Origin of the sequence: Caballeronia sp. SEWSISQ10-4 2 (assembly GCF_030464885.1) — a bacterium.
In the GTDB taxonomy this organism is placed as follows: Bacteria; Pseudomonadota; Gammaproteobacteria; order Burkholderiales; family Burkholderiaceae; genus Caballeronia.
The window spans coordinates 1-21,954 of the sequence record NZ_JALPRJ010000108.1; the positions used below are offsets into that span (position 1 = coordinate 1).

Here is a 21,954-nt window from a genome sequence, read left to right on the forward strand (position 1 = left end):
CTTGCTGATTGTTGGGAGGCGTTTTCTTTGCTTCTGTTTCTTTTTCGCCGTTCGGCTTTGGACAAAGAAATGACGTGCCGCCACGCACAGTGGCTAATAGTGATGAAAAAATCAGCCAGCATATAACGACCGCAAGCCTGAGCAGCAGCAACCCGGCACTGACCCCGACCGATGCGCCCGAAAACCCCGTGCAACCCGGCATCCCCCCGACCGAGTGCGAACGAGAATCACCCCTCCAGAACGTAGCCAGCGCCTACTACCGTGCGAATCAGCGGTGTCGGAAAGTCGCGATCCACCTTGGCGCGCAGCCGGTGCATATGCATATCGATAATATTTCCGCGCGGCTCGAAGTCATAATTCCACGCCGCCTCAAGCAACATGCTCCTCGTCACGACCTGCCCCGCATGGCGCATCAGGCATTCGAGCAACAGGAATTCACGATGCTGCAAGTTCAGGTTTCGCCCGGCCCGGGAAGCGGATCTGGCCCGTGTATCGAGTGAAAGGTCCGCGCACGACCACACGTGTCCCGTGCGCCCGCGATTGCTCCGGCGCACGAGCGCCTCGACCCGCGCCAGCAGTTCCGCGAACGCGTAAGGCTTGACCAGATAATCGTCGCAGCCGGCCTGGATGCCCTCCACCCGATCCTTCAGCCCACCAACCGCCGACAACATCAACACCGGCGTAACGTCCCCGCCCGCGCGCAATTGCCGCACCAATCCCACGCCGTCCAGAGCGGGCAGCAACCGGTCAGTGACCAGCAGGTCGTATATCCCCTCGCGCGCGAGTACGAGGCCCGTGGCGCCGTCCTCGGCGGTATCGACTATGTGGCCGCTCTCTGTCAGCCCGCGGGCCAGGAAAAGCCTGCCGCGGGCATCGTCTTCGATCACCAGAATCCGCATACGGGACTATCCTCGCGCGCTTGCATTAAAATTTTTTCATGCTGAGGCGAAATGCCCGACCGGTTCGGCGCGGCATACTGCCATGGCAAAGGGTAGTTTACAGGCGGTGCGCGGCGAATGTTCCGCCCGGCGCACCCGCAACAGGAGACAGTATGCCGAACGTACTCGTTATCGAGGACGACGCCCGGACGCTCGACGAGATCGTCGAGGCGCTCACCGACCACGGCTGCGCGGTCGACACCGCGCAGACCGGCCGCGAGGGGCTGATGCTCGCGATCGCCAACGCCTACGACGCAATCGTGCTCGACCGCATGCTGCCCGGCGGCCTGGAAGGCCTCGGCATGCTCGCGTCGCTGCGCAGCGCAGGCGTGGTTACGCCGGTGCTGATCCTGAGCGCGTTGTCCGCGGTCGACGAGCGGGTGCGCGGCCTGCGCGCGGGCGGTGACGACTATCTGACAAAACCCTTCGAGTTCATCGAACTGACGGCGCGGCTGGACGCGCTGATGCGTCGCCGCGACGCGCCGCCGAGCGTGCAGGAATATCGCGCAGGCCCGCTGCAACTCGACCTGCTCAAGCGCGAAGTCACCTGCGCCGGGCGGCCCGTTGCCTTGCTGCCGCGCGAGTACCGGCTACTCGAATACCTGATGCAGAACCAGGGCCAGGTAGTCAGCCGCACGATGCTCTTTGAAGCAGTCTGGGATTATCGGCTCGATGAACGGACCAACGTGATCGACGTGCATATCAGCCGTTTGAGGAAGAAGCTCGACCCCGCCGGGTCGATGCCCATGATTCATACCGTGCGCGGTTCGGGATACCTGCTTCGTGCGCCTGACTGAACTCCATCGCACAACAAGCTTCCGGCTCGCGACGCTGTTCCTCGCGATGTTCGGTTTCGCCTCCATCCTCCTGTTCGGTTATCTGTATGTGGAAATCACCGGTTTCGAGACGGAGCGGGTGGACGAGTGGCTGCGCCGCGAGCACGCTCAGCTGACTCGCGAGCATCCGGACGATCTCGTCGCCCGCTTCGAAAATCAGAACAAGTACGATCCGCACACGCAACGTCCGTTCGGTCTTTTCGACGCCGGCGGGCATCATCTGGCCGGCGGATTTCCTGGTGACCGCCCGGTTATTCCAACCTTCGACACGCCGTTCACGCTGCGCCTGCATGGCCTGCAACATAATCCTCCGGGCCGTTGCATCGCCGCGCGTTTCACGGACGGGCGAGTCGCGCTTCAATGCCAGAACACGCGCGAACTCGATCACTTCGATGAAGAACTGGTGCACGCCCTGCTCTCCGCCGCGGTGCTGACGCTCGTGGCCGGGCTGCTGGGCGCGGCGCTGATCGGCGTGGGGTCGGTGCGCCGCCTGGATGCGGTCACCGCGAGCATCAAGGAAATCGTCGCGGGCAACCTGAGCCAGCGTCTGCCCATGCGTTCGAAGCAGGACGATCTCGACCGGCTTGTGCGCGTGGTGAACGGCATGCTCGATGAAATCGAGCGTCTAATGCGCGAGGTCAAAGGTGTGTGCGACGCGATTGCACACGACCTGCGCACGCCGCTCACGCGGCTGATAGCCGGTCTTGAGCGGGCGCAACGGCGCGCGACGACGAAGGAGGAATATCGCGCCGCGCTCGACCATACGATCGTCGAAGCGGGCGGCATGTTACGCACTTTCAATGCGCTCTTGCGCATCTCCGAGATCGAGAGCGGTGTGCGGCGAGAGAGCTTCGAGTCGGTGGATCTTGCGGCGGTGGCAATGGACGCCGTCGAACTGTATGAGCCGGCAGCAGAGGACAAGGATATCTCGCTCGTGTTGGAGCGGTCATCGCCCGAGCCTTATCCGATGCATGGAGACCCCAGCCTGCTGTTCGAGGCGCTCGCCAATCTCGTGGAAAACGCCATCAAGTTCGCGCCGCCGGAAGGTCATGTTTGCGTGCGCCTGTTCAGCGACGCCGGCGGCTTCGGTGTATCGATCCGCGACGACGGTCCCGGCATCTCCGTTGAGGAGCGCCAGGCCGTGCTGGGTCGTTTCTATCGCGGTGAAGCGAGCAGACATACTCCCGGCAACGGACTCGGCCTGAGCCTGGCGAATGCGGTAGCCGCGATGCACGGCATGGAAATCCGCTTCCCGGACGTTGAGTCTGGCTGCGAGGTTCAGTTGGCCAAACCCCACGACTCGCACGAATCGACTGATGCCCGGGGCAGCCGCAGGGAAGCAACCAGCTCATTGACTGTCACGAGTTGACGAGACTAGCGTCCGTCAGCTCTCCTCGTGCTCCCTGACAATGTAGCCGAGCCCGCGCAAGGTCATGATTCGCGCGGTGGAGTGCGCAAGATGCTTGCGCAGGCGGTGGATGTATATGTCGATTGCGTCGGCGCTTGCTTCGTCATCGAGGCTGAAGACGCTTTCTATCAGCGTCGCTTTCGAGACCGTCTTGCCCTGCTTCAGGATGAGCGTCTCAAGAATCGCGTGCTCGCGGCGACGCAAGGTAAGTAGCTCGTCACGCACGCGGAACTCGCGTGTGTCGAAAAGATATTGAAGGTCGCCGCAAACAATCTCCTGCCCTTGGTCACCCGCCGACTGCCGTCGTATCAGCGCCTTGATGCGCGCAACCAATTCGCGGGCATCGAACGGCTTCACGACGTAATCGTCCGCACCGGCGGCGAAACAGGCGACCTTGTCATCCGTCGATCCGTTCGCGGTCAGCATCAGCACGGGCACGTTGTCGCGCCTGCGGCGCAATCTCGCCAGCACGTCTTTCCCGCCAATTCCCGGCAAGCGCATGTCGAGCAGCACCGCGTCATAACGTTGGGTGCTCAGCAGCGTGCCGGCATGCTCGCCGTCCGGTGCCCAGTCGACCGCGAAGTTTTCGACCTGCATCAGATTGACGACCCAGCGCGCGAGTTCGGCATTGTCTTCGACCAGCAGCAGCTTCATGCTTCACTCCTCAGTGTCTTGTCGACCGTGCGCGTTTCTTCACGCCCGGTGCGCAACTCGACGGTGACCACCAGCCCAATTCCTCCCGCGCCAGCGGCGAGCGCCACCGTTCCGCCCTGCCGGTACGCAATCTCGCGCACGATCGCCAGTCCGAGACCCGTGCCATCCGTATCCGATGACGCACGATAGAACCGTTCGAAGGCGCGACCGCGCGCTTCGGCCGAGATGCCGGGGCCATTGTCCACCACCCGCAGTGTCACCCTGTCTTCATCGCGTTGAGCGGTAACCGTCACACAACCGCCGGGTTGGGTATAACGCAACGCGTTGTCGACTAGGTTGGTCACGAGCGCCGTGGTCAGCGCTTCGTCGCCGATGACAACCAGGTCCTCCTCCAGTTCGGCCCCAAGGTCTATGTCGCGCTTCTGCGCAAGCACAATGAGCTGTTCGAGCACGTCGGCAATCACCATTGTCAAGTCGACCTGATCCTGCACGCCCGATGGTGTCACGGACTCGGCTTGTGCCAGCAGCAGCAGCTTGTTGGTCAGCGTCGTCATCTTGCGGCTGCTGGTATGCATGCTCGTGAGAGCATCGGACAGCGGTTCGTCGTGACCGCCGCGTTGCCGGGCAAACTGGATCTGCGCGTCGAGCAAGGTCAGCGGCGTACGAAGCTGGTGCGCCGCGTCCGAGATGAACTGGCGCTGCGTGGCGGTCTGCTGGCTCATGCGCGAGATGCATTGATTGATCGCATCGACGATAGGCCTCAATTCAAAGTGCAGGTTCTCGGCGCGGATAGGCTCGAGCTGCGACGGACCACGATCAGCGACGTCGTCCTTGAGCTTCATCAGCGGGCGCAGCTCGAACGTCAGCCCCAGATAGACAAGGAGCATGGCCAGCACGAGCATCAGGAGCAAGCGGATGAGTTGCGGGTGCCAAAGCCGCGTCACCATCGCGTCACGCGAGCGCTCCGTCTTGGCGACCGCGACCGTGACCTCTTCAGTGCGCCCGGAGTCGAAAAGCTGGCGAACATAAGCGACCGCCCTGACGCGCCGCCCGTCGTCCAGCGTCGTGGTGTAGAACACGGGCACGGACGAAAGTCCGGTTGGCAGGCGCAAATCGGGATTGCCAGCGAGCAGCCGGTGCTGCGTGCCCTCGACCCTGTAGAACACATTGTCCTGATCGGGCGACTCGAACAACTCCAGTGCGGCGGGCGGAATCTGCACGACGATATTGCCGTTGTCCCAGTCGATATCTTCGCCAATCACACGCACCGACGACAACAACGCGTTGTCCTGGAGCAGGTCCGCAGTCTCCTGCATGTTTTGATAGGACAAGGCACCGGAAACCGCGACGAACAACGCCAGGGGCAGTAGAAGCCACCACAACAACCGACCACGCAGGCTGCCCGAAATCACAGTGAATTGTCCCTCCGTGTGGAGAGTCCGGTGAACGTCAAAACGTAGCCGGCTTCCACTTTAATAAACGACGTTTGAGGCTGGTCAGCAAATAATCCGCCGCAAGCACGATCGCGACCTTGGACGCCATCCCGAGCCCCAGTGCAATAACGAACAAGGAGCCGGGAGCGACACGCGGTATGGAGTTGGCAATCTGTATGTAAAGGCTGAATACACCAGACAGCAACTTGTTACGGCCCAGCACTATGCCACACACAATACCCGCCACCGAGCCGATCAAAAATCCCAAGCCCGTTTCTTCCAGCGTGACCAGGACTCGAACCAGCAGCGGCCCTTGCGAGGTGCCGTTCGTGAACCATTCGATTGTTGGCCTGTAAAAATTCTACGGGAACGAATCCTTCTGCAAGCTTTCAAGTTCTCGCTTTGATGGGCGGCTGCGGGTTTGTCCTGAGTGGTCTGAGGCTCGGACAGTGTGAGGAGGAAGGCTTTCTATATCTGCTGCGAGCCAAAGCTACGCCGCGGGTCGTTTCCGGCGCACGCAAGGCGCCGTCACACCACGCTCTTCAACCGGTAACCCACGCCGCGAATGGTCATGATCTGGTCGGCGCCAATTTTACGGCGCAGGCTGTGCACATGGACTTCAATCGTGTTGCTGCCGATTTCCTCGCCCCATCCATACAGCTTCTCTTCGAGTTCTGCACGCCTGAACACGCGCGCCGGTTGTTCAAGCAGGACCTGAAGCAACGCAAACTCGCGAGGCACGAGCGGCAACGGCACACCGTTCTTCGTCGCTTCGTGCGACACCGGGTCAAGGCTCAGTTCACCATGCGAGTACGTCGTCTGCTTCTGGCCAGTGCGGCGCCTGAGCAGCGCCCGCACCCGCGCGCCGAGTTCGTCCAGATCGAAGGGCTTCATGAGATAGTCGTCGGCGCCGGCGTCCAGGCCGCGAATGCGATCGTCCACTGCGTCCCGCGCGGTCAGGATAATGACCGCTGCGTCGCCCCCTGCTTTGCGATAGCTGTTCAAGACTTCGATTCCGTCCCGCTTCGGAAGACCGAGATCAAGCAGGATCAGGTCGTATACGCCGCTGCCCAGCGACAGCTCCGCCTCCCGTCCGTCCGCCGCCCAGTCGATGGCGTAGTCCGCGCGACGCAGGTGGTCGAGCACGGTCTCCGCAATCATGTCGTCGTCTTCAACCAATAGCAGTCTCATTGCCGCCTTCCATCTCTTAAGCATTCAGATTCCGCCATTGTTCTTGGGGAAAGCTTAGGGGTTGCTTAAGGTGACTTTTAATCGATCAAGTTGTCGATTTAGCAGTTTCCGGGTCGTGATAATCACCCCTTTTACGCGGCCTTAGCACACGGGCTTTGCTACTTGCTTAAGGTTTGCTTAACCAAATCGAATAATAAAAAAATATATCGCTCAATACGCTTTTGATATTGCCGATACACCGTAGGCGTTACCGCAACTTACCTAACCGGGGAATATCCAAATGAACGTCAATCCACTCAGCCAGCCGGCAACGCCGCCGGCGACTGCCTCTGTTGCAACGACGGCCGCATCAACAAGTGCTACGTCAACAACCGCAACCAGCAAGACGGCCGCTGCGAACCCGGCAGCTCCGCCGCCGCCGTCGACGACGGTCAGCATCAGCAACGCGGCGCGCTCAGCGTTGGCGGAAGCCACTGAATCAGCGGCGACGACAGCAAAGGAGGCCGGCGGCGGCGATATGCAAGCGCAGAGACTGTTGGCAAAAGAAGCCGCCAATAAGATCGGCTAAGCCGAAGTAGGCGCGTTCGAGGTTGTGGGAGAGCGACCTCGAACGGCTGACTATGATGGGCTGGACTCAGCGCATTTTGCGCGCGCCTGGCAGCATCCTGCCCAGAGTGTTGTCACGGATGAAGAACTGGTGAAACAACGCAGCGGCAACGTGCACGCCTATGAGGACCAGCAGGACCCAGGCGGTGAGTTTGTGGACGTCACCGAGCGTATGCCCAAGCGCTGAGCCCGTAGCCGCGAGTGCCGGCAGCGGCACGAGATGGAACAGCGACACGTCCCAGCCGCGCGCCGAAGCGTTGGCCCAACCCATCAGCGGCAGCGCGATCAGCAGCACATACAGCAACCCATGCGTGACGCGAGCGGCCAATCGCATGACTGGCGGCAGAATTTGCGATTCGGCAGGCGGCTTGTGGCTGAAACGCCATGCGAGCCGAACCAACACCAGCAATACGATCGTTGCACCCACAGACAGATGCAACCCGATCAGACCATCAGGTTTCGTGTCCCGATGTACATCGGGCATAAACCAGCCGATCGCGTACTGCACGGCTAGCACCAGCGCGGTGAGCCAGTGAAAGAACTTGGCGGGCGCACTGTAGGCTGGGGTTTCGCTTGTCTGCATCAGGGGGGCGCCGGAAGAATTTTTTTTGGGGTCGACTGTTCGCGTTGCGGCCATCATAAGCGAATGGAACTTGTCTTACATACCAATAAGACAAGTGCCTTAGCAGAGACTTAGGAGTCGTCTCGCGCAAGCCTCTTACTTGCGAGCCGAAACGTCAACGCGCGCTAAAGCAAATGATAATAAGTCGCATGAAAACCATCGCTGGCGTTCTCCAGCACGAGCCGCCCGCCGTTGCGGCGAGCAATCTCCGACACGATCGACAGTCCCAGCCCGCTGCCACTGGACACCGTACCCGGCACGCGATAAAACCGCTCGGTAATACGCACGAGCTGGTCATCCGGAACACCTCGCCCTGAGTCCTTGACGCTGCAGACGACGAAACCCTCCCGGTTCACCACGGCCACGTCCACCTTCCCCCCTTCAGGCACATACCTCACCGCGTTGTCGACGAGGTTGCGCAGGGCGATGGTGACCGCCGATGCATCCACGTCGACTTGCAGGTCGTCCACCTGCTTAAGCCCGAGATCCACGTTTTTCGCATTGGCTACATTCACCGCGTCCTGGATCGCATCCGTCGCTAGCTTCTGAAGCGACACGAGCGAGCGCGCAGGTGCCGCCGCATGTTGTGAGCGCGCCAACGCGAGCAGTTGTTCGACCAGTCGCGCGGTCCGGTGCACAGCGGCTTGCAAGGCCGTCAACCGCGTGCGCGCGTCCTCGGGGTCGGTTGCCGCCGTAAGACTCTCGGCCTGCAAAGACAGGGCGGCCAGCGGCGAGCGCAACTCGTGCGCAGCGTCGGCAACAAACCTCCTCTGCTGGGCCATGGCGTCCTTGAGCCGGCTGATCAGGCGATTGATCGAGCGGATGAACGGCAGCAACTCCTTCGGGATTCCCGACTCCGACAACGCGTCGAGCGTGACCTCGTCTTGCCCGTCCACCGTCGCGGCCAAGCGGCGTACCGGTGCTAACGCACCGCGAACGATCAGCGCGATGACGATCAGCAGGAGCGGCGTCAGCGCGAGCATGGGCACGATGGTTCGCAGCGAGCCGTCGTGTGCAATCTCGTCCCGGATGGTCGACCTCTCGGCCACCACCAGGCGGTCGCCACCCTGCAGCGTCTGTACATTGACGCGCCAGCGCTTGCCGTCGAAGTCGACGTTCTGAACGCCGTCGACGAGGGTCTCGAGCCGCGGCAAAGGCACGTCCGTGCTCGTGCCCGCCGCACCCGGACTTACGCGTGAAATGATCAGCGACATACCGGCGTCATGCTCGTCTGGCCACATTACAGTGGGAGCGGCGAGCATCAGCTTGCCGCTGTTGACCAGGACGCCGATGTCATGGAGATGGTGGTCTTGCAAGCGGCTAGCTTCGCGGTAACCGCCAACGAACGACAGCACGCCGCCCATCAGCGCGAACAGCATAATGATGCCGATGATCGACCACGTCAGGCGCCTTGTCAGCGAACGTGGGTTTCGTCCCGGTCGACCATCCATCCCACACCTCGTATGTTGCGAATCGCGCCATGCCCGATCTTTTTTCTAATCGTATGGATCAGGTATTCGACAGCGTTGCTGTCGACCTGCTCGTTCCAGCCGTAGACCCGGTTCTCGAGCTCACTCCTCGAAAGAATGATGCCGGGACGCGAAAGCAGCGCCCTCAGCACCGCAAACTCGCGACCCGACAACCGGCATTCGACGTTGTTATACACCGCCACCAGCGTACGGGGATCGAGCGACAACTTGCCGCTCGAAAGCGTGGCGTCGGGATGGTGGCCGAGCTTGCGGGTTGCCGCGCGCAATCGCGCCAGCATCTCGTTCAGGTTGAACGGCTTGACCAGGTAGTCGTCGGCCCCGCTGTCGAGCCCTTCGATCCGGTCATCCACGCCGTCGCGCGCAGTCATGATCAGGACCGGCGTGTCCGCGTCACGCTTGCGCAGGTCGCGCAAGATGCTCAACCCGTCTCCCTCGGGAAGGTTCAGGTCGAGCAGCACGGCGTCATGCTCGCGGCCGAGCAAGGCGCCCATTGCCGCTGGCGCGTCCACGACCCAGTCCGCGACATAAGCCGCGTCGTGCAGTGCACGAGCAATCGCGGTGCCGATCAGCTCGTCGTCCTCTACTACCAGGATGCGCATGCGAATGTTTTCCGTTGCACAAGTTTACAAAAGAGTTTACAAAAGATTCAGGTTGCCTAATTGCCAGCTAAGTGTGCCGGTCTATTTTACTTTGAGGTTCCGCATTTCTCCGCTTTTTACATGTTTGCTTTCAACGTTTTCTCTATTTGTCACGCTGCGGACATTTTCGTCGTGCGTTGTACGTCTATTGCCGGAGCGCGGTTAGATAAAAATCACTAAAGGCTATCGGCTAACTTTCATTTTCATTCGGAAGACAGTGCTCCCCTCTTTTTCTCAAGACCGGTGCCAAACGCACCGTCCGCAGGACCTCCATTCCATTCGAAATGGCTAAGCCTTTCACGACTCCGCGGATTCATTCGTTCCGCGCAATCGATCTCCGTATTTACCCACATTGCGTCTTCCCGGAGTACCCATGAAAACACTGTTCCTGCAGGCCCCTTCTTACGATGGCTTTGATGGCGGAGCGGGTTCGCGTTATCAGGCCAAGCGCGAAGTCCGGTCGTTCTGGTATCCCACGTGGCTTGCGCAGCCGGCCGCACTGATTGAAGGAAGCCGTTTGCTCGACGCCCCCGCCGACGGCCTCTCGGTGGAAGCATCGCTCGACATTGCACAACAATACGATCTCGTTGTCATTCATACGAGCACACCGTCGTTTCCGACCGACACGCTGTTCGCCGAGCAGTTGAAGCAGAGGAAACCGACCGTGCTCGTCGGCATGGTGGGTGCAAAGGTCGCTGTCGACCCGCACGATTCGCTCACGGCGAGCGAGGCAATCGACTTCGTGTGTCGCGAGGAGTTCGACTTCACCTGCCGCGACATCGCGCAGGGCCTGCCGCTGGCCTCTATTCCCGGCCTGAGCTTTCGTCAGCCCGATGGCGGGATCATGCACAACGAAGCCCGGCCGATTCTTGAGAACATGGACGAGTTGCCGTTCGTCGCGCCCATTTACAAGCGCGACCTGAAGATCGAAAACTATTTCATCGGTTATCTGAAACATCCGTACGTATCGATCTATACCGGGCGAGGCTGCAGATCGAAGTGCACCTTCTGCCTCTGGCCGCAGACGGTCGGTGGGCACCGTTACCGGACGCGTTCAACGGAGAACGTGCTGGAAGAAGTGAAGTGGATTCGCGACAACATGCCTGAAGTCAAGGAGATCATGTTCGACGACGACACCTTCACGGACTTCAAGCCGCGGGTTGAAGAGATTGCGCGCGGACTCGGCAAGCTCGGCGTCACGTGGTCCTGCAACGCGAAAGCGAACGTGCCTTATTCGACCCTCAAGATCATGAAAGAGAACGGCCTGCGCTTGTTGCTGGTCGGGTATGAGTCGGGCGATGACCAGATCCTGCTCAACATCAAGAAAGGCTTGCGTACCGACATTGCACGCCGCTTCAGCGAAGATTGCCGCAAGCTTGACATCAAGATTCACGGCACGTTCATTCTCGGTCTCCCGGGTGAAACCCGCGAGACGATCGAGAAGACTATTGAATACGCGAAGGACATCAATCCGCACACCATCCAGGTGTCGCTGGCCGCGCCCTATCCCGGCACGACCTTGTACAAGCAAGCGGTCGACAACGGCTGGCTGCAGGAAAACAAGGTCATCAATCTCGTCAGCTCAAAGGGCGTCCAGCTTTCAGCAATCGGGTATCCGCACCTGTCGCGCGACGAGATTTATCACGGCCTCGAGGAGTTTTATAAACGCTTTTATTTCAGGCCGTCGAAGATCTGGGAAATCGTCCGCGAAATGCTTTCAAGCTGGGAAATGATGAAGCGGCGTCTGCGTGAAGGCGTGGAGTTCTTCAAGTTTCTTCGGGCGCACGAGGCATGACCCCGGACGTGCCCGGTCAATTTTCCGGCTTGTCGCCTCCTCCCAGGCGTGGAAGGCTTCGGAGGCTGTACGCCGGATTCGCGTGGCTGGCAATCACCGTCCTGCTGACGGTGTTCGCGATCCACGAAGGCGGGCCGCACCTGGCACGCGTTACGCTTGGATGGGCAGCCTATGTGTGCGGGGCGAGCGCGGTCTTCGGAATCCTGTACATGCTGGCTGCAGCGGCATTGACGAGGCGCTTTCTTGCAGGCGCCTGCGCCGAGCCCAGTTCGTTTCCGGGGGTGACAATTGTCAAGCCGCTGCATGGGAACGAGCAGGCGCTGCTCGAAAACCTGTCAGGATTTTGCAAGCAGAATTATCCCGGTCCCGTACAGTACCTGTTCGGTGTCCACGACAAGACGGACCCTGCCCTCGACGCGGTGGGACGTTTGCGGGAACTGTATCCACAGGCTGAGATTTCGATCGTGGTCGATTCCCGGCTGTATGGTCCGAACCGCAAGATGAGCAACATCCTCAACATGTTGCCGCACGCCCAGCACGACATCCTGGTGTTCGCCGATAGCGACGTGGGGGTCGAGCCCAACTATCTGCTCGGTATTGTCGGCGAGTTGCAGAAGCCTGGAGTCGGCCTGGTGACCTGTCTTTATCGGGGGTTGCCCGATGCCGGGTTCTGGCCACGCCTGTCCGCCAAGGCGAGCAACTACCACTTCCTGCCCAGCGTGGTGGTCGGCATGGCGCTTCGGCTTGCACGCCCCTGTTTTGGGCAGACCATCGCGTTGCGTCGCGCGACGCTTGAGAAAATCGGCGGCTTCTCGCAGTTCACCCATCATCTTGCGGAGGACCATGCAATTGGCGAAGCAGTGCGTCGACTGGGCGAAAAGGTCGTCGTGCCGCCGATCATCGTGACGCATGCGTGCGTCGAGACCAGTGCCTCGCAGCTCATTTCTCACGAACTGCGCTGGAGCCGCACCATTCGAACGATCGATCCGGCCGGGCATCTCGGTTCGGCACTCACGCATCCGCTCGCGTTCGCCCTGTTTGCTATCGCTCTGTCCGGCGCCGCAGTGTGGACCTTGCCGCTCACGCTTGCGGCACTGTCCACACGGCTGGCGCTGAAACTGCAACTGGACCACGCGCTTGGCCAGGCCTCGAGCGACCTCTGGTTATTACCAATCTGGGATCTCGTCTGCTTTGCCATTTTCGTCTGCAGCTTTTTCTCGACTCGCGTACTCTGGAGAGGTTTCCAGTTCAAAGTCGGCCGTGACGGCCTGCTTTATCCGCTTGGGGAGAAGTAATCGTTGTTGTTCAAATCCTGCCTTCGCATGGGCCACGGAGCGCTTGGCGCACTCGTGGCCCATGCGAGTTTTCACTAGCATTGCATGACTAAATATCTTGGCCGTGCGATCGCCGCACTCGGACTGATCGTGGCACTGGCGCTCGTGTGGCGCGAAGACCCGCGCTCAGTATTCGCGCTGCTGTACACGGCGGGTCCCGGCCTCGTCCTGGCCGCCGCGGTACATGTCCTGCCCATGCTGGCCAATGCCCGGGACTGGCAAACAATCATCGTTGGAAAACCACGTCCCAGTCTGCTGACCATGCTTCGTCTCGTCTGGATTCGCGAGTCCGTCAACGGCCTGCTTCCGGTTGCACGAGTCGGCGGCGAGATCGTCTCATTCAAGTTGCTGACCCGCGCTGGCTTGCGGGCATCGACAGCAGCGGCAAGTCTTGTCGTCGACATGCAGCTCACGTTGATCAGCCAGCTCGTTTTCACGCTGGTCGGCATAGCGTTCCTGATGGGCCACGCCACGCCCGGTGAACGCCAGCTCGCAATAGATGTGCTCTGGGGAATAGCCCTGCTCGCCCCGCTCCTCGCCGGATTTGCGTTGATCCAGCACGTCAACCTGTTCGAGAGAATGACGCGCTTGTTCAATCGCATGACAAGCGGCCAGATCGCGGCGCTAGTCGGTCCGTCGCTGCGTATCGACCAGTCAATCAGGCGGGTGTGGAGAAGGCGTGGAGTCGTCCTGCGTTACCTGTTTTTCTGGCAGCCGGTGCAGTGCCTCGCCACCTCTCTCGAGATATGGCTGGCGCTTTATTTTCTCGGCACGAAAATCAGTTTCGCTGAAGCCGTCGTGCTCGAATCACTGATTCAAGCGCTCAGCAGCGCCGCGTTTTTTGTACCCGGCGCCTTGGGCATTCAGGAAGGCGGCTTCGTTCTGATCGGCGGCGCACTGGGTCTCGATCCGTCTGTGAGTCTCGCGCTCGCGGGTGCAAGACGCCTGCGCGACCTCCTCGTTTTTGTTCCGGGACTGTTCGCATGGCAGCTTGCGCTGGCAAGCAAGAAGGAGCGCCCTCAAGAAAGGGATTTTTTCGTACGTTAAGGCTTCGCCTTGGTCGTTTTCGCGGCGCGCAAGGGCCGGAATCGGTCTTTGGCCACGCGTTTGTTGGCGTGCCACACGTAATCGCCTGTCAAGTTGATGTGATTCCAGCCCAGCGGCGCGATATGCGGGATCAGGCTTTCGTCGATCTCGCGCTGCTGCCGTAAGGCGGCAATCGCCCGCTCCAAATACACCGTGTTCCACAGCGTGATCGCAGCCGCCACCAGATTCAGGCCACTGGCCCGGTAGCGCTGGTTTTCGAAGGAACGGTCCCGTATCTCGCTAGTGCTCCTCGATACGTAAATCGGATTCGCGATACAGCAACCCATCGAGCATCGAGGGGCCGATGGCAATCGTCATTCTGGGCGGACTAGCCACCTCCACGATTTTGAACCTCATCATCCTGCCGACGCTCGCGCTGCGCTATGGCCGCTTTGAGCGCGATATGCTGCCCGAACCGCAAGCCGCATCGTCGAACGGGTGACCCATGCACTCTCGCAAACCCCGCACTTAACCGGAACTGCAAATGCACGCGTGGCTCGCAAGCATTGGCGCACATCCCTATCTTGTCCTCGCCGTCGTCTTTGGCGTCGCGTGCGCGGAGTCGCTGGCTGTCGTCGGGACATTCGTCCCCGCGGGCATCGTGATGTTTGCCGCGGGCGCACTGATTGGCGCTGGTGCGCTGAACGGCTGGGTGACGCTCGCTATCGGCGCACTCGGCGCCGTGGCAGGCGACGGGATCAGCTACGAGCTCGGCCACCGGTATCACCGCGAAGTACGCGGGTGGTGGGAGGCGAAGGGACACGAGGAGGTCTGGGAGCGTGGTGAGCGTTTCGTTCAACGGCACGGCGGTAAAAGTATCGTGCTGGCCCGCTTCTTCGCTCCGGTGCGCGCGATCGTCCCACTCGTTGTCGGCGCATCGCACATGCCGCGGCGCAGGTTTTACCCGATCAACATCGCTTCTGCGCTGGCCTGGTCACCGGCACATATCGGCCCGGGGATCGTGTTCGGCGCATCCGCGCAGCTTGCTGAGGCGGTGAGCGGCCGCCTGGCCGCGATGCTGCTGATGTTGGCCGGGCTTGCCTGGCTGCTTGTGCGACTGGTGCACGTTGCCGTCCAGCGCGGCATACCGCTTGCCAAAAGGGCGTTCGTGCTGACGGTACAGTGGCTCGGCCAGCGATATCCGCGTCTGGCGGCCCGGTTGCTGCGCATCGTCGATCCGAAGCGACCGGAGTTTCAGACACTGGGCGTGCTGGCGTTGCTTTTCATTGGCAGTATCTGGATGTTCCTGGGCATCTTGCAGGATGTGGTCGCGCGCGATCCGCTGGTTCGCGCTGATACCGCGCTCTACAGCTTCCTGCTGGCGTTGCGTACGGTGCCGACTGACCGGTTGATGGCGGGTATGGTCGAACTGGGTGGCTACGGTGTGGGTCTGTTCGTGGCAGGCAGCGTGCTGATCTGGTTGCTCGTGCGACGCCGCTGGCGCTCCGCGGCTTGGTGGATTCTCGTTGTCGGCGTAGCTGCAGCACTGACTCCTGTGGTCGAACCCGGGGCCAGTTATGTCCGGCCGCTGAACTGGCACCCCGGTACCGCGCATTCTCCGTTGCCTAGCGGTCACGCAACGTTCACCGTGCTCGTCTACGGATTCCTGGGCTGGCTGCTGATCCAGCGGCAAACACCGCTCTGGCGAAACGCAGTCATCGCAGCGATCACCATCTGGATCATGATTACCGGGCTCGCTCGCCTGTATGTCGGAGAAGACTGGCTTGCGGGGGTGTTGAGCGGCTGGAGCCTGGGGGTCGCATGGTTTGCGGTCTTGGCCGGCGCTTATGCGTACCGGCAGGCGCCTGACGACATACGTCCAGGGGTTTTGGCATGCATTGCGGGCGGCGCGCTCGCCATCTTTGGCTCATGGACGATCTCTGAACATCTTTGGACCGACCTCGCTCGGTATAGCCCGGTAACGCATGAAACCGTGCTCACGCCACCCCAATGGACCGAAGGAGAATGGCGCGCGTTGCCCGCCCAGCGCAGCGAGATAAGCGGAGACGAGAAAGAAAATTTCCCGCTGCAATGGGCAGCGAGTGTCGACGCCATCACGCACCGCCTCATTGCGGCGGGCTGGCAAGCCCCACCGGCGTGGTCGATCAGGTCCACCTTGTTGTGGCTGTCGCCCAAAACATCGGTGGATGCCTTGCCCGTGCTGCCGCTGCTCTCGGAAGGTAAAAGCTCCGAACTGACCTTTGTGAAATTCGATCCGCGACGACCGATGGGCCGGTTGGTGCTGCGGCTCTGGCGGTCTCCTTATCGGTTGACGACCGGCACCCCGATCGATGAACCGATCTGGTACGGTGCGCTGTATCAGCAAGCGTTTCACCAGCCGTGGCACCTCGTCACGCTGGGCACCACGACGAGCTGGCCGGACGCGGTCGTCGTTCCCCAACTACTCCCTATCGGAATGCACCTGTTGAGCCGGTCGACGATGCAGGATGAGACAGTTCGACGGGTCGTGCTGGTCTTGCCGCTAACCTCCGCGGAATCACCCCAGTGAGTCGTCTCGTCCACCAACGACGATGCCACAATGCGCTGCGCGGCAAGGCCCTGAGCGCGGGGGCAACTGAACTCGCTGTCGTCTCTTGGTCACCTTTCCCAACTCTATGACTGCGAACCTCCCCTCTACCAACCGGCCGACCATCCCGCGCACCGTGTGGGCACTTGGCTTTGTCAGTCTGTTCATGGACCTATCTTCGGAACTCGTGCACGCATTGCTGCCGGTGTACCTCGTGACCACAATGGGCATGAGCGTCGCCGCGCTCGGTGTGCTCGAAGGCGCAGCGGAGGCGACCGCCATGATCGTCAAGGTGTTTTCCGGACCGCTCAGCGACTATCTCGGCCGGCGCAAGGGGCTGTTATTGCTGGGCTACGGAATGGCTGCACTCACGAAGCCGCTGTTCCCACTTGCGACGACGCCCGCCTGGGTCGTAACGGCCCGCTTGCTTGACCGTGTGGGCAAGGGGATTCGCGGCGCACCGCGCGATGCGCTGGTGGCAGACGTCGCCGCGCCGGAAATTCGCGGCGCGTGTTTTGGGCTGCGTCAGTCGATGGACACCGTCGGCGCTTTCGTTGGCCCGCTGCTAGCGATCGTACTGATGCTCTGGTTTGCCGACCATATTCGAACGGTGTTGTGGTTTGCCGTTGTGCCGGCCTTCATCGCGATCGGCCTAATCGTGTTCGGCATCGACGAGTCTGGCCATGCGCCGGCGCAGCGTACTTTCCGTTCGCCGCTGCACTGGCACGCGCTGCGCGAATTCCCGGCGCGCTACTGGTTCATCGTCACCATCGGCGCCACCTTCACGCTGGCGCGCTTCAGCGAAGCATTCCTCGTGCTGCGCGCGCAGCAGACCGGTCTGGATCTCGCGTGGATTCCCGGTGTGATGGTCGTGATGAGTCTGGCCTATTCGCTGTCGGCTTATCCGGTCGGGGTGCTGTCGGACCGGCTGGATCGCCGCCTCCTACTGGCGCTCGGCATGGTGCTGCTAATCGCGGCCGACCTGCTGCTCGGCATGGGGCAGTCTGTCATGTCCGTGTTCGCAGGTGTCGCCGTATGGGGTCTGCACATGGGTTTCACGCAGGGCATTCTCGCTGCAATGGTGTCCGAAACGGCGCCCTCAACGCTGCGCGGTACCGCGTTCGGCGTGTTCAACCTAGCCTGCGGCCTGTGCATGTTGGTCGCGAGCGCGCTTGCCGGCTGGCTGTGGGATCGCTTCGGCTCCTCGACCACTTTTCTCACCGGCGCGGCGCTCGTCGTGGTGCCGTTGCTCCTGTGCTGGTATGCGCCGCGACAGGCAGCGCAGAACGCCTGATAGATTTTTACTGAGAACCTCACTGCGATGGAGACTCTCGAAGGATTTAACCAAGCGCTTTTTCTCGCGATCAACGGTACTCTGGCGACGCCGCCGTGGCTAGTCGGACTGTCGGCGCCGCGTTGCTGATGCGATGCTACGAAATGGTGAGAGACGCCCGGGCCGATGCCGATGCCGCAAGCCATCGACATTCCGCTTAACGTAGGAAAAGATCCGTTTCTTGAAGGACACCCCAGATGGCGCCCAGCGTCCGAACTATTGAATTCCAGTGGTTTTTAATTGACCTAGGACAACGAAAGACTAGCTTATAAGCCTACAGTAGTTGTAAGAGATCAGATTCCGCGACGGTGATTCTGCAGTCATTTGCGAAAAGCGTCGCCATTAGACGATGCGTCATGCGCCAGGGTGGCTCCCCAAGTTCCGCACTGCCGGACCCGCTAGTTTGCGGCGGGGTCGTGTGATTGAGACCTGATCAGTGTGTGCGAACGGCGCAGAGTCTTCAGTCAGAAACGCAGGATCCAACATCTCGCTTGAGGAGTTCGGCATGCACATGCACGGGGACAAATCACCACCCTTTTGGAAATCACGCGGTGCCATCGCGTTGCTTGGTTTTGGGGCGATTGCCATCTTTTTCATGCTCTCGGAACATCGAGCTCATTTTCTCGGTGTGTTGCCGTTTGTTCTGCTGATGTCCTGCCCACTGATGCACTTCTTTATGCACCACGGAAAGCACGACAACGACCATGACCAGTTCCAACCGGTCAAGGTGAAGGGAGAGCACGATGGACCCGTCAGCTAATGCCTACGGATTGTGGGGCTTGGTCGTTATCAACTCCCTTTTCTTTATCATTTTCGCCTACAGCTTTTTCAAGCCCACCACGTTTCGCGATTGGCGGACCTTCGGTGGCTTCTCGGCCGTCATCAGCGCCCTGTTTGCCGAGATGTATGGCTTTCCGCTCACGATTTATCTGCTGTCAGGTTGGCTGCAATCGCGCTTTCCGCAGACCAACCTCTTTTCGCACGACGCCGGGCATCTCTGGTGGATGATGACGGGCAGCCATGGGAATCCGCACTCTGGAATTCCGCACGTCCTAAGTTTCGTGTTCATTCTGGGTGGGTTTTACCTGCTGAGTGTTTCCTGGCATGTGCTGTTCAGCGCGCAGCGTAAAAAGGGGCTAGCCGCCACCGGGCCTTACCAGCGGATTCGACATCCTCAATACGTCGCTTTCGTCCTCGTGATGTTCGGGTTCCTGTTGCAATGGCCCACATTGGTTACGTTAGTGATGTTCGGGATTCTGGTCGTGATGTACGTGCGGCTTGCGTTACGTAAAGAGAGGGAATCGGATATCCAGTTCGGGCAGGCCTGGCGTGACTACGCCGCCCGAACGCCACGATTCGTTCCTAGATTGACCTTCAATAATCCCGTCGGCGCCTGACGACTTCTTCTCGCAAGCGCCCTGTATTTCCGAGTGAAGGGTGTGGTCGACTTGGTAGAGCGTCGACACCAGTGCGCGTTAAGCGAGGCCACGCAAAAAAAAATGTCGTAGACCACATTCGGGATGCAACCATGACTTCCACGAACTTACCGATTTCTGCCTTGCATACGTCGACGCCGGGACGCGAGGCTGTCTACACGTGCCCGATGCATTCACAGATCAGGTTGCCGAATCCAGGTTCCTGCCCTATCTGCGGCATGACGTTAGAGCTTGTCACGCCGGCCGCGACCGAGGAGCCTTCAACCGAGCTGACGAGCATGACCCGCCGCTTCTGGGTAGCGCTAGTCCTCTCGGTACCATTGCTGTGGTTGACCATGGGCCATGATCTCCGGCTTCCGGACCTAAACGGAGTCATCAATCACCTAGCGGCTTCACTAAGACTTCCATACCTCGAGTCCGTGTCGTGGGCTCAATATGCGCAGGCCTTGCTGGCCACACCGGTGGTCTTGTGGGCGGGTTGGCCGTTTTTCGAGCGAGGCTGGAAATCGTTTATGACTTGGCAGTTGAATATGTTTAGCCTCGTGGGTCTTGGCGTCGGCGCGGCGTATTTCTTCAGCCTTTACGTTCTATTTTTCCCCGCGAGCCTTCCACAGACTTTTCGCCAAGGCATGCAGTTGCCTCTGTATTTTGAGGCTGCGTCTGTAATTGTCGCGCTGATTTTGCTCGGACAAGTGCTGGAGCTTCGCGCACGGTCGCGAACCTCATCTGCGCTAAAGGACTTGTTAAAGCTAGCCCCAAACACGGCGGTCAGGGTAGGAGCGAATGGCGCGGAGGAGGTCGTCCCACTCGATGCAGTGGCAGTTGGTGACACGCTGCGCGTCAAGCCGGGCTCGAAGGTCCCAGTCGATGGGGTGGTAACTGAGGGCCGGTCAAGCGTCGATGAATCGATGATTACCGGGGAGGCAATGCCGGTCGAGAAGGTAGTCGGTAGCAAAGCAACCGGCGCAACCGTAAATCAGACTGGTTCGTTCCTTATGAAAGCCGAGAGGGTCGGGTCTGAGACACTACTCGCACGAATAGTGCAAATGGTCGCTGAGGCGGGGCGGTCCCGGGCGCCAATTCAAAAGCTGGCGGACGAAGTGTCTGGATGGTTCGTGCCGGCCGTTATAGCAATCGCTGTTGTGTCTTTTATTGTGTGGGGAATTTGGGGGCCTGCGCCGCCGCTTTCTCATGCGCTCGTCGTCGCAATCAGCGTCCTGATAATCGCGTGCCCGTGCGCGCTCGGTTTGGCCACACCTGTGTCGATTATCGTCGGTGTTGGCAGAGGTGCAAAACAAGGCGTTCTGATTAAGGATGCGGAAGCCCTGGAGTTGATGGAGAAAGTCGATACGCTGGTGGTCGACAAGACGGGAACGCTCACGGAGGGAAAGCCTCGTGCGCAGACAGTTACGGCTCTCAACGGTTTCGCGGAAGAGCTTGTGTTGGCATACGCTGCCAGCCTCGAAGGACAGAGTGAGCATCCGCTTGCACAGGCCATTGTCACCCGTGCACGCGACCGTAACGTAGCGTTGATTCCTGTTTCGTCCTTCGACTCGGTCACCGGTAAAGGCGTGCGCGGAACAGTGGACCGGCGGACGGTTTTCCTCGGTAACGCGAGCTTGATGGACGAAGCGAAGGCCGATTACGCGGTTGCAAGCGGTGATGTGGACCGGCTGAGAGCAGACGCACAGACGGTGATGTACTTGGCTGTCGACGGAAAACTGGCTGGCTACCTGGCGGTTTCGGACCCTGTAAAAGCGTCTACGCCGGAAGCGGTTCGTCTGCTTCGAGGATCTGGCATCAAGATAATCATGGTCACGGGCGACAACCCTGTAACGGCGAACGCGGTCGCAAAGGCGCTGACGTTAGACGGGGTGGAGGCCGGCGTCCTGCCGCAAGACAAGTACAAATTTGTGCAAAAGCTGCAGCAGCAGGGACACGTGGTCGCAATGGCTGGGGATGGCGTCAACGATGCGCCAGCGCTGGCGCAAGCGAACGTCGGAATCGCGATGGGAACGGGCACTGACGTCGCGATGAATAGCGCCCGTGTCGTACTGGTCAAAGGGGACCTTCGCGGTATTGCCACAGCGCGGCTGCTGAGCGTAGCGACGATGCGCAACATTCGCCAGAACCTATTCTTCGCGTTTGCCTATAACCTGATTGGAATACCTGTAGCGGCGGGCGTTCTCTATCCGTGGCTGGGCCTGCTACTGAGTCCCATTATGGCCAGCGCCGCGATGGCGTTCAGTTCCGTTTCGGTGATTGGAAACGCGCTTCGCCTTAAGGCGGCGAAGTTTCAAGCGGCAACGACATAAGTCGTATCCGAAAGGCTCTTGAACCTTCGGTCAGAATCCAGCCGACCCTGGGCGCGGTGTTCACCACCCATGCGCCCGCTTTAATTCTCGCCATGCTGTCTACGGCACGAATGTGCACGCTCTGGCAGATGCGCTCGGCGCATCGCGATACTCCTCTGCTTGACCCGGTGCGACGTTCAGTGATTAATGAGTGATGTCGGGCACGATAGCGCGCCGCACCGAGGCTCGCTACCCAGGCCGGTAAGAAGGAGTAGTCGCGTCAATCACCCCGCCCTGAAAGGGCGAGGCTTGTTAAATCAAGCCTGATTGACC

20 protein-coding genes and 2 pseudogenes are annotated in these 21,954 nt (G+C 60.4%); 11 read left to right on the top strand and 11 right to left on the bottom strand.

Annotated features, from left to right (window positions below):
* Together M0D69_RS39135 and M0D69_RS39140 are read right to left on the bottom strand one after the other, a co-directional pair.
* On the bottom strand, positions 1-202 hold a 202-nt coding region (locus tag M0D69_RS39135), incomplete at its 3' end, for a hypothetical protein (protein WP_301787166.1).
* A gap of 25 nt (positions 203-227) precedes the next feature.
* Complete coding sequence (locus M0D69_RS39140; protein WP_301787167.1) at positions 228-899, bottom strand: response regulator transcription factor; 672 nt, start codon at positions 897-899, stop codon at positions 228-230.
* A gap of 152 nt (positions 900-1,051) precedes the next feature.
* Between M0D69_RS39140 and M0D69_RS39145 the strand changes: the two genes are divergently transcribed.
* Positions 1,052-1,735 (top strand): response regulator transcription factor, encoded by a 684-nt coding sequence (locus M0D69_RS39145; RefSeq protein WP_301787168.1) that lies wholly within the window; start codon positions 1,052-1,054, stop codon positions 1,733-1,735.
* Positions 1,722-3,143, top strand: coding sequence for a HAMP domain-containing sensor histidine kinase (locus M0D69_RS39150; protein WP_301787169.1), 1,422 nt, complete (start codon positions 1,722-1,724; stop codon positions 3,141-3,143). The genes M0D69_RS39145 and M0D69_RS39150 overlap by 14 nt, the downstream gene beginning before the upstream one ends.
* Positions 3,144-3,158: 15 nt before the next feature.
* On the opposite strand, the gene M0D69_RS39155 is transcribed toward M0D69_RS39150, so the two are convergent.
* The 8 genes and pseudogenes from M0D69_RS39155 to M0D69_RS39190 all read right to left on the bottom strand — a co-directional run bounded on the left by M0D69_RS39155 (position 3,159) and on the right by M0D69_RS39190 (position 9,777).
* On the bottom strand, positions 3,159-3,836 hold the full coding sequence (locus M0D69_RS39155) for a response regulator (RefSeq protein ID WP_277047994.1): 678 nt from the start codon (positions 3,834-3,836) through the stop codon (positions 3,159-3,161).
* A complete protein-coding gene (locus tag M0D69_RS39160; protein WP_301787184.1) occupies positions 3,833-5,245 on the bottom strand; it encodes a sensor histidine kinase in 1,413 nt (470 codons plus the stop codon). Before M0D69_RS39160 ends, M0D69_RS39155 begins: the two co-directional genes overlap by 4 nt.
* 112 nt (positions 5,246-5,357) lie before the next feature.
* Positions 5,358-5,612, bottom strand: a pseudogene (locus M0D69_RS39165) (ABC transporter permease); the annotation flags it as partial.
* Positions 5,613-5,797: 185 nt separating this feature from the next.
* Positions 5,798-6,460 (bottom strand): response regulator, encoded by a 663-nt coding sequence (locus M0D69_RS39170; RefSeq protein ID WP_301787170.1) that lies wholly within the window; start codon positions 6,458-6,460, stop codon positions 5,798-5,800.
* A 261-nt stretch (positions 6,461-6,721) separates the two neighbouring features.
* On the bottom strand, positions 6,722-6,934 hold the full coding sequence (locus M0D69_RS39175; RefSeq protein ID WP_301787171.1) for a hypothetical protein: 213 nt from the start codon (positions 6,932-6,934) through the stop codon (positions 6,722-6,724).
* Positions 6,935-7,094: 160 nt separating this feature from the next.
* Positions 7,095-7,649 carry a cytochrome b gene (locus tag M0D69_RS39180; protein ID WP_301787172.1) on the bottom strand — a complete coding sequence of 185 codons (555 nt, stop codon included), beginning with the start codon at positions 7,647-7,649 and terminating at the stop codon, positions 7,095-7,097.
* Positions 7,650-7,813: 164 nt separating this feature from the next.
* Positions 7,814-9,139 (bottom strand): ATP-binding protein, encoded by a 1,326-nt coding sequence (locus M0D69_RS39185; protein ID WP_301787173.1) that lies wholly within the window; start codon positions 9,137-9,139, stop codon positions 7,814-7,816.
* On the bottom strand, positions 9,103-9,777 hold the full coding sequence (locus tag M0D69_RS39190) for a response regulator transcription factor (RefSeq protein ID WP_301787174.1): 675 nt from the start codon (positions 9,775-9,777) through the stop codon (positions 9,103-9,105). Before M0D69_RS39190 ends, M0D69_RS39185 begins: the two co-directional genes overlap by 37 nt.
* A 412-nt stretch (positions 9,778-10,189) precedes the next feature.
* Here M0D69_RS39190 and hpnJ point away from each other — a divergent pair, with 412 nt between their 5' ends.
* The 3 genes from hpnJ (at position 10,190) to M0D69_RS39205 (ending at position 13,992) form a co-directional block, all read left to right on the top strand.
* Positions 10,190-11,611, top strand: coding sequence for a hopanoid biosynthesis associated radical SAM protein HpnJ (gene hpnJ, locus M0D69_RS39195; protein WP_301787175.1), 1,422 nt, complete (start codon positions 10,190-10,192; stop codon positions 11,609-11,611).
* Positions 11,608-12,906: a bacteriohopanetetrol glucosamine biosynthesis glycosyltransferase HpnI gene (hpnI, locus tag M0D69_RS39200; RefSeq protein WP_301787176.1), complete on the top strand. Its 1,299-nt coding sequence runs from the start codon at positions 11,608-11,610 to the stop codon at positions 12,904-12,906. Before hpnJ ends, hpnI begins: the two co-directional genes overlap by 4 nt.
* Positions 12,907-12,990: 84 nt before the next feature.
* Positions 12,991-13,992: a lysylphosphatidylglycerol synthase domain-containing protein gene (locus tag M0D69_RS39205; RefSeq protein ID WP_301787177.1), complete on the top strand. Its 1,002-nt coding sequence runs from the start codon at positions 12,991-12,993 to the stop codon at positions 13,990-13,992.
* Here the strand turns inward: M0D69_RS39205 and M0D69_RS39210 are convergent.
* A pseudogene (locus tag M0D69_RS39210) lies at positions 13,989-14,306 on the bottom strand (Tn3 family transposase); the annotation flags it as partial. The gene M0D69_RS39205 and the pseudogene M0D69_RS39210 sit on opposite strands and share 4 nt — an antisense overlap.
* Before the next feature lie 29 nt (positions 14,307-14,335).
* Between M0D69_RS39210 and M0D69_RS39215 the strand changes: the two are divergent.
* From M0D69_RS39215 to M0D69_RS39240, 6 genes are all read left to right on the top strand, one after another.
* A complete protein-coding gene (locus M0D69_RS39215; RefSeq protein WP_301787178.1) occupies positions 14,336-14,473 on the top strand; it encodes a hypothetical protein in 138 nt (45 codons plus the stop codon).
* 42 nt (positions 14,474-14,515) lie between these two features.
* The gene (locus M0D69_RS39220) at positions 14,516-16,540 is read left to right on the top strand and encodes a bifunctional DedA family/phosphatase PAP2 family protein (protein ID WP_301787179.1); all 2,025 of its coding nucleotides are present in this window, start codon (positions 14,516-14,518) and stop codon (positions 16,538-16,540) included.
* Between the two features lie 106 nt (positions 16,541-16,646).
* The gene (locus tag M0D69_RS39225; RefSeq protein ID WP_301787180.1) at positions 16,647-17,852 is read left to right on the top strand and encodes an MFS transporter; all 1,206 of its coding nucleotides are present in this window, start codon (positions 16,647-16,649) and stop codon (positions 17,850-17,852) included.
* Positions 17,853-18,396: 544 nt separating this feature from the next.
* Positions 18,397-18,651 (top strand): DUF2933 domain-containing protein, encoded by a 255-nt coding sequence (locus tag M0D69_RS39230; protein ID WP_301787181.1) that lies wholly within the window; start codon positions 18,397-18,399, stop codon positions 18,649-18,651.
* Positions 18,635-19,288, top strand: coding sequence for an isoprenylcysteine carboxylmethyltransferase family protein (locus M0D69_RS39235; protein WP_301787182.1), 654 nt, complete (start codon positions 18,635-18,637; stop codon positions 19,286-19,288). The genes M0D69_RS39230 and M0D69_RS39235 overlap by 17 nt, the downstream gene beginning before the upstream one ends.
* A gap of 131 nt (positions 19,289-19,419) precedes the next feature.
* Positions 19,420-21,642, top strand: coding sequence for a copper-translocating P-type ATPase (locus M0D69_RS39240; protein ID WP_301787183.1), 2,223 nt, complete (start codon positions 19,420-19,422; stop codon positions 21,640-21,642).
* Positions 21,643-21,954 lie beyond the last annotated feature (312 nt).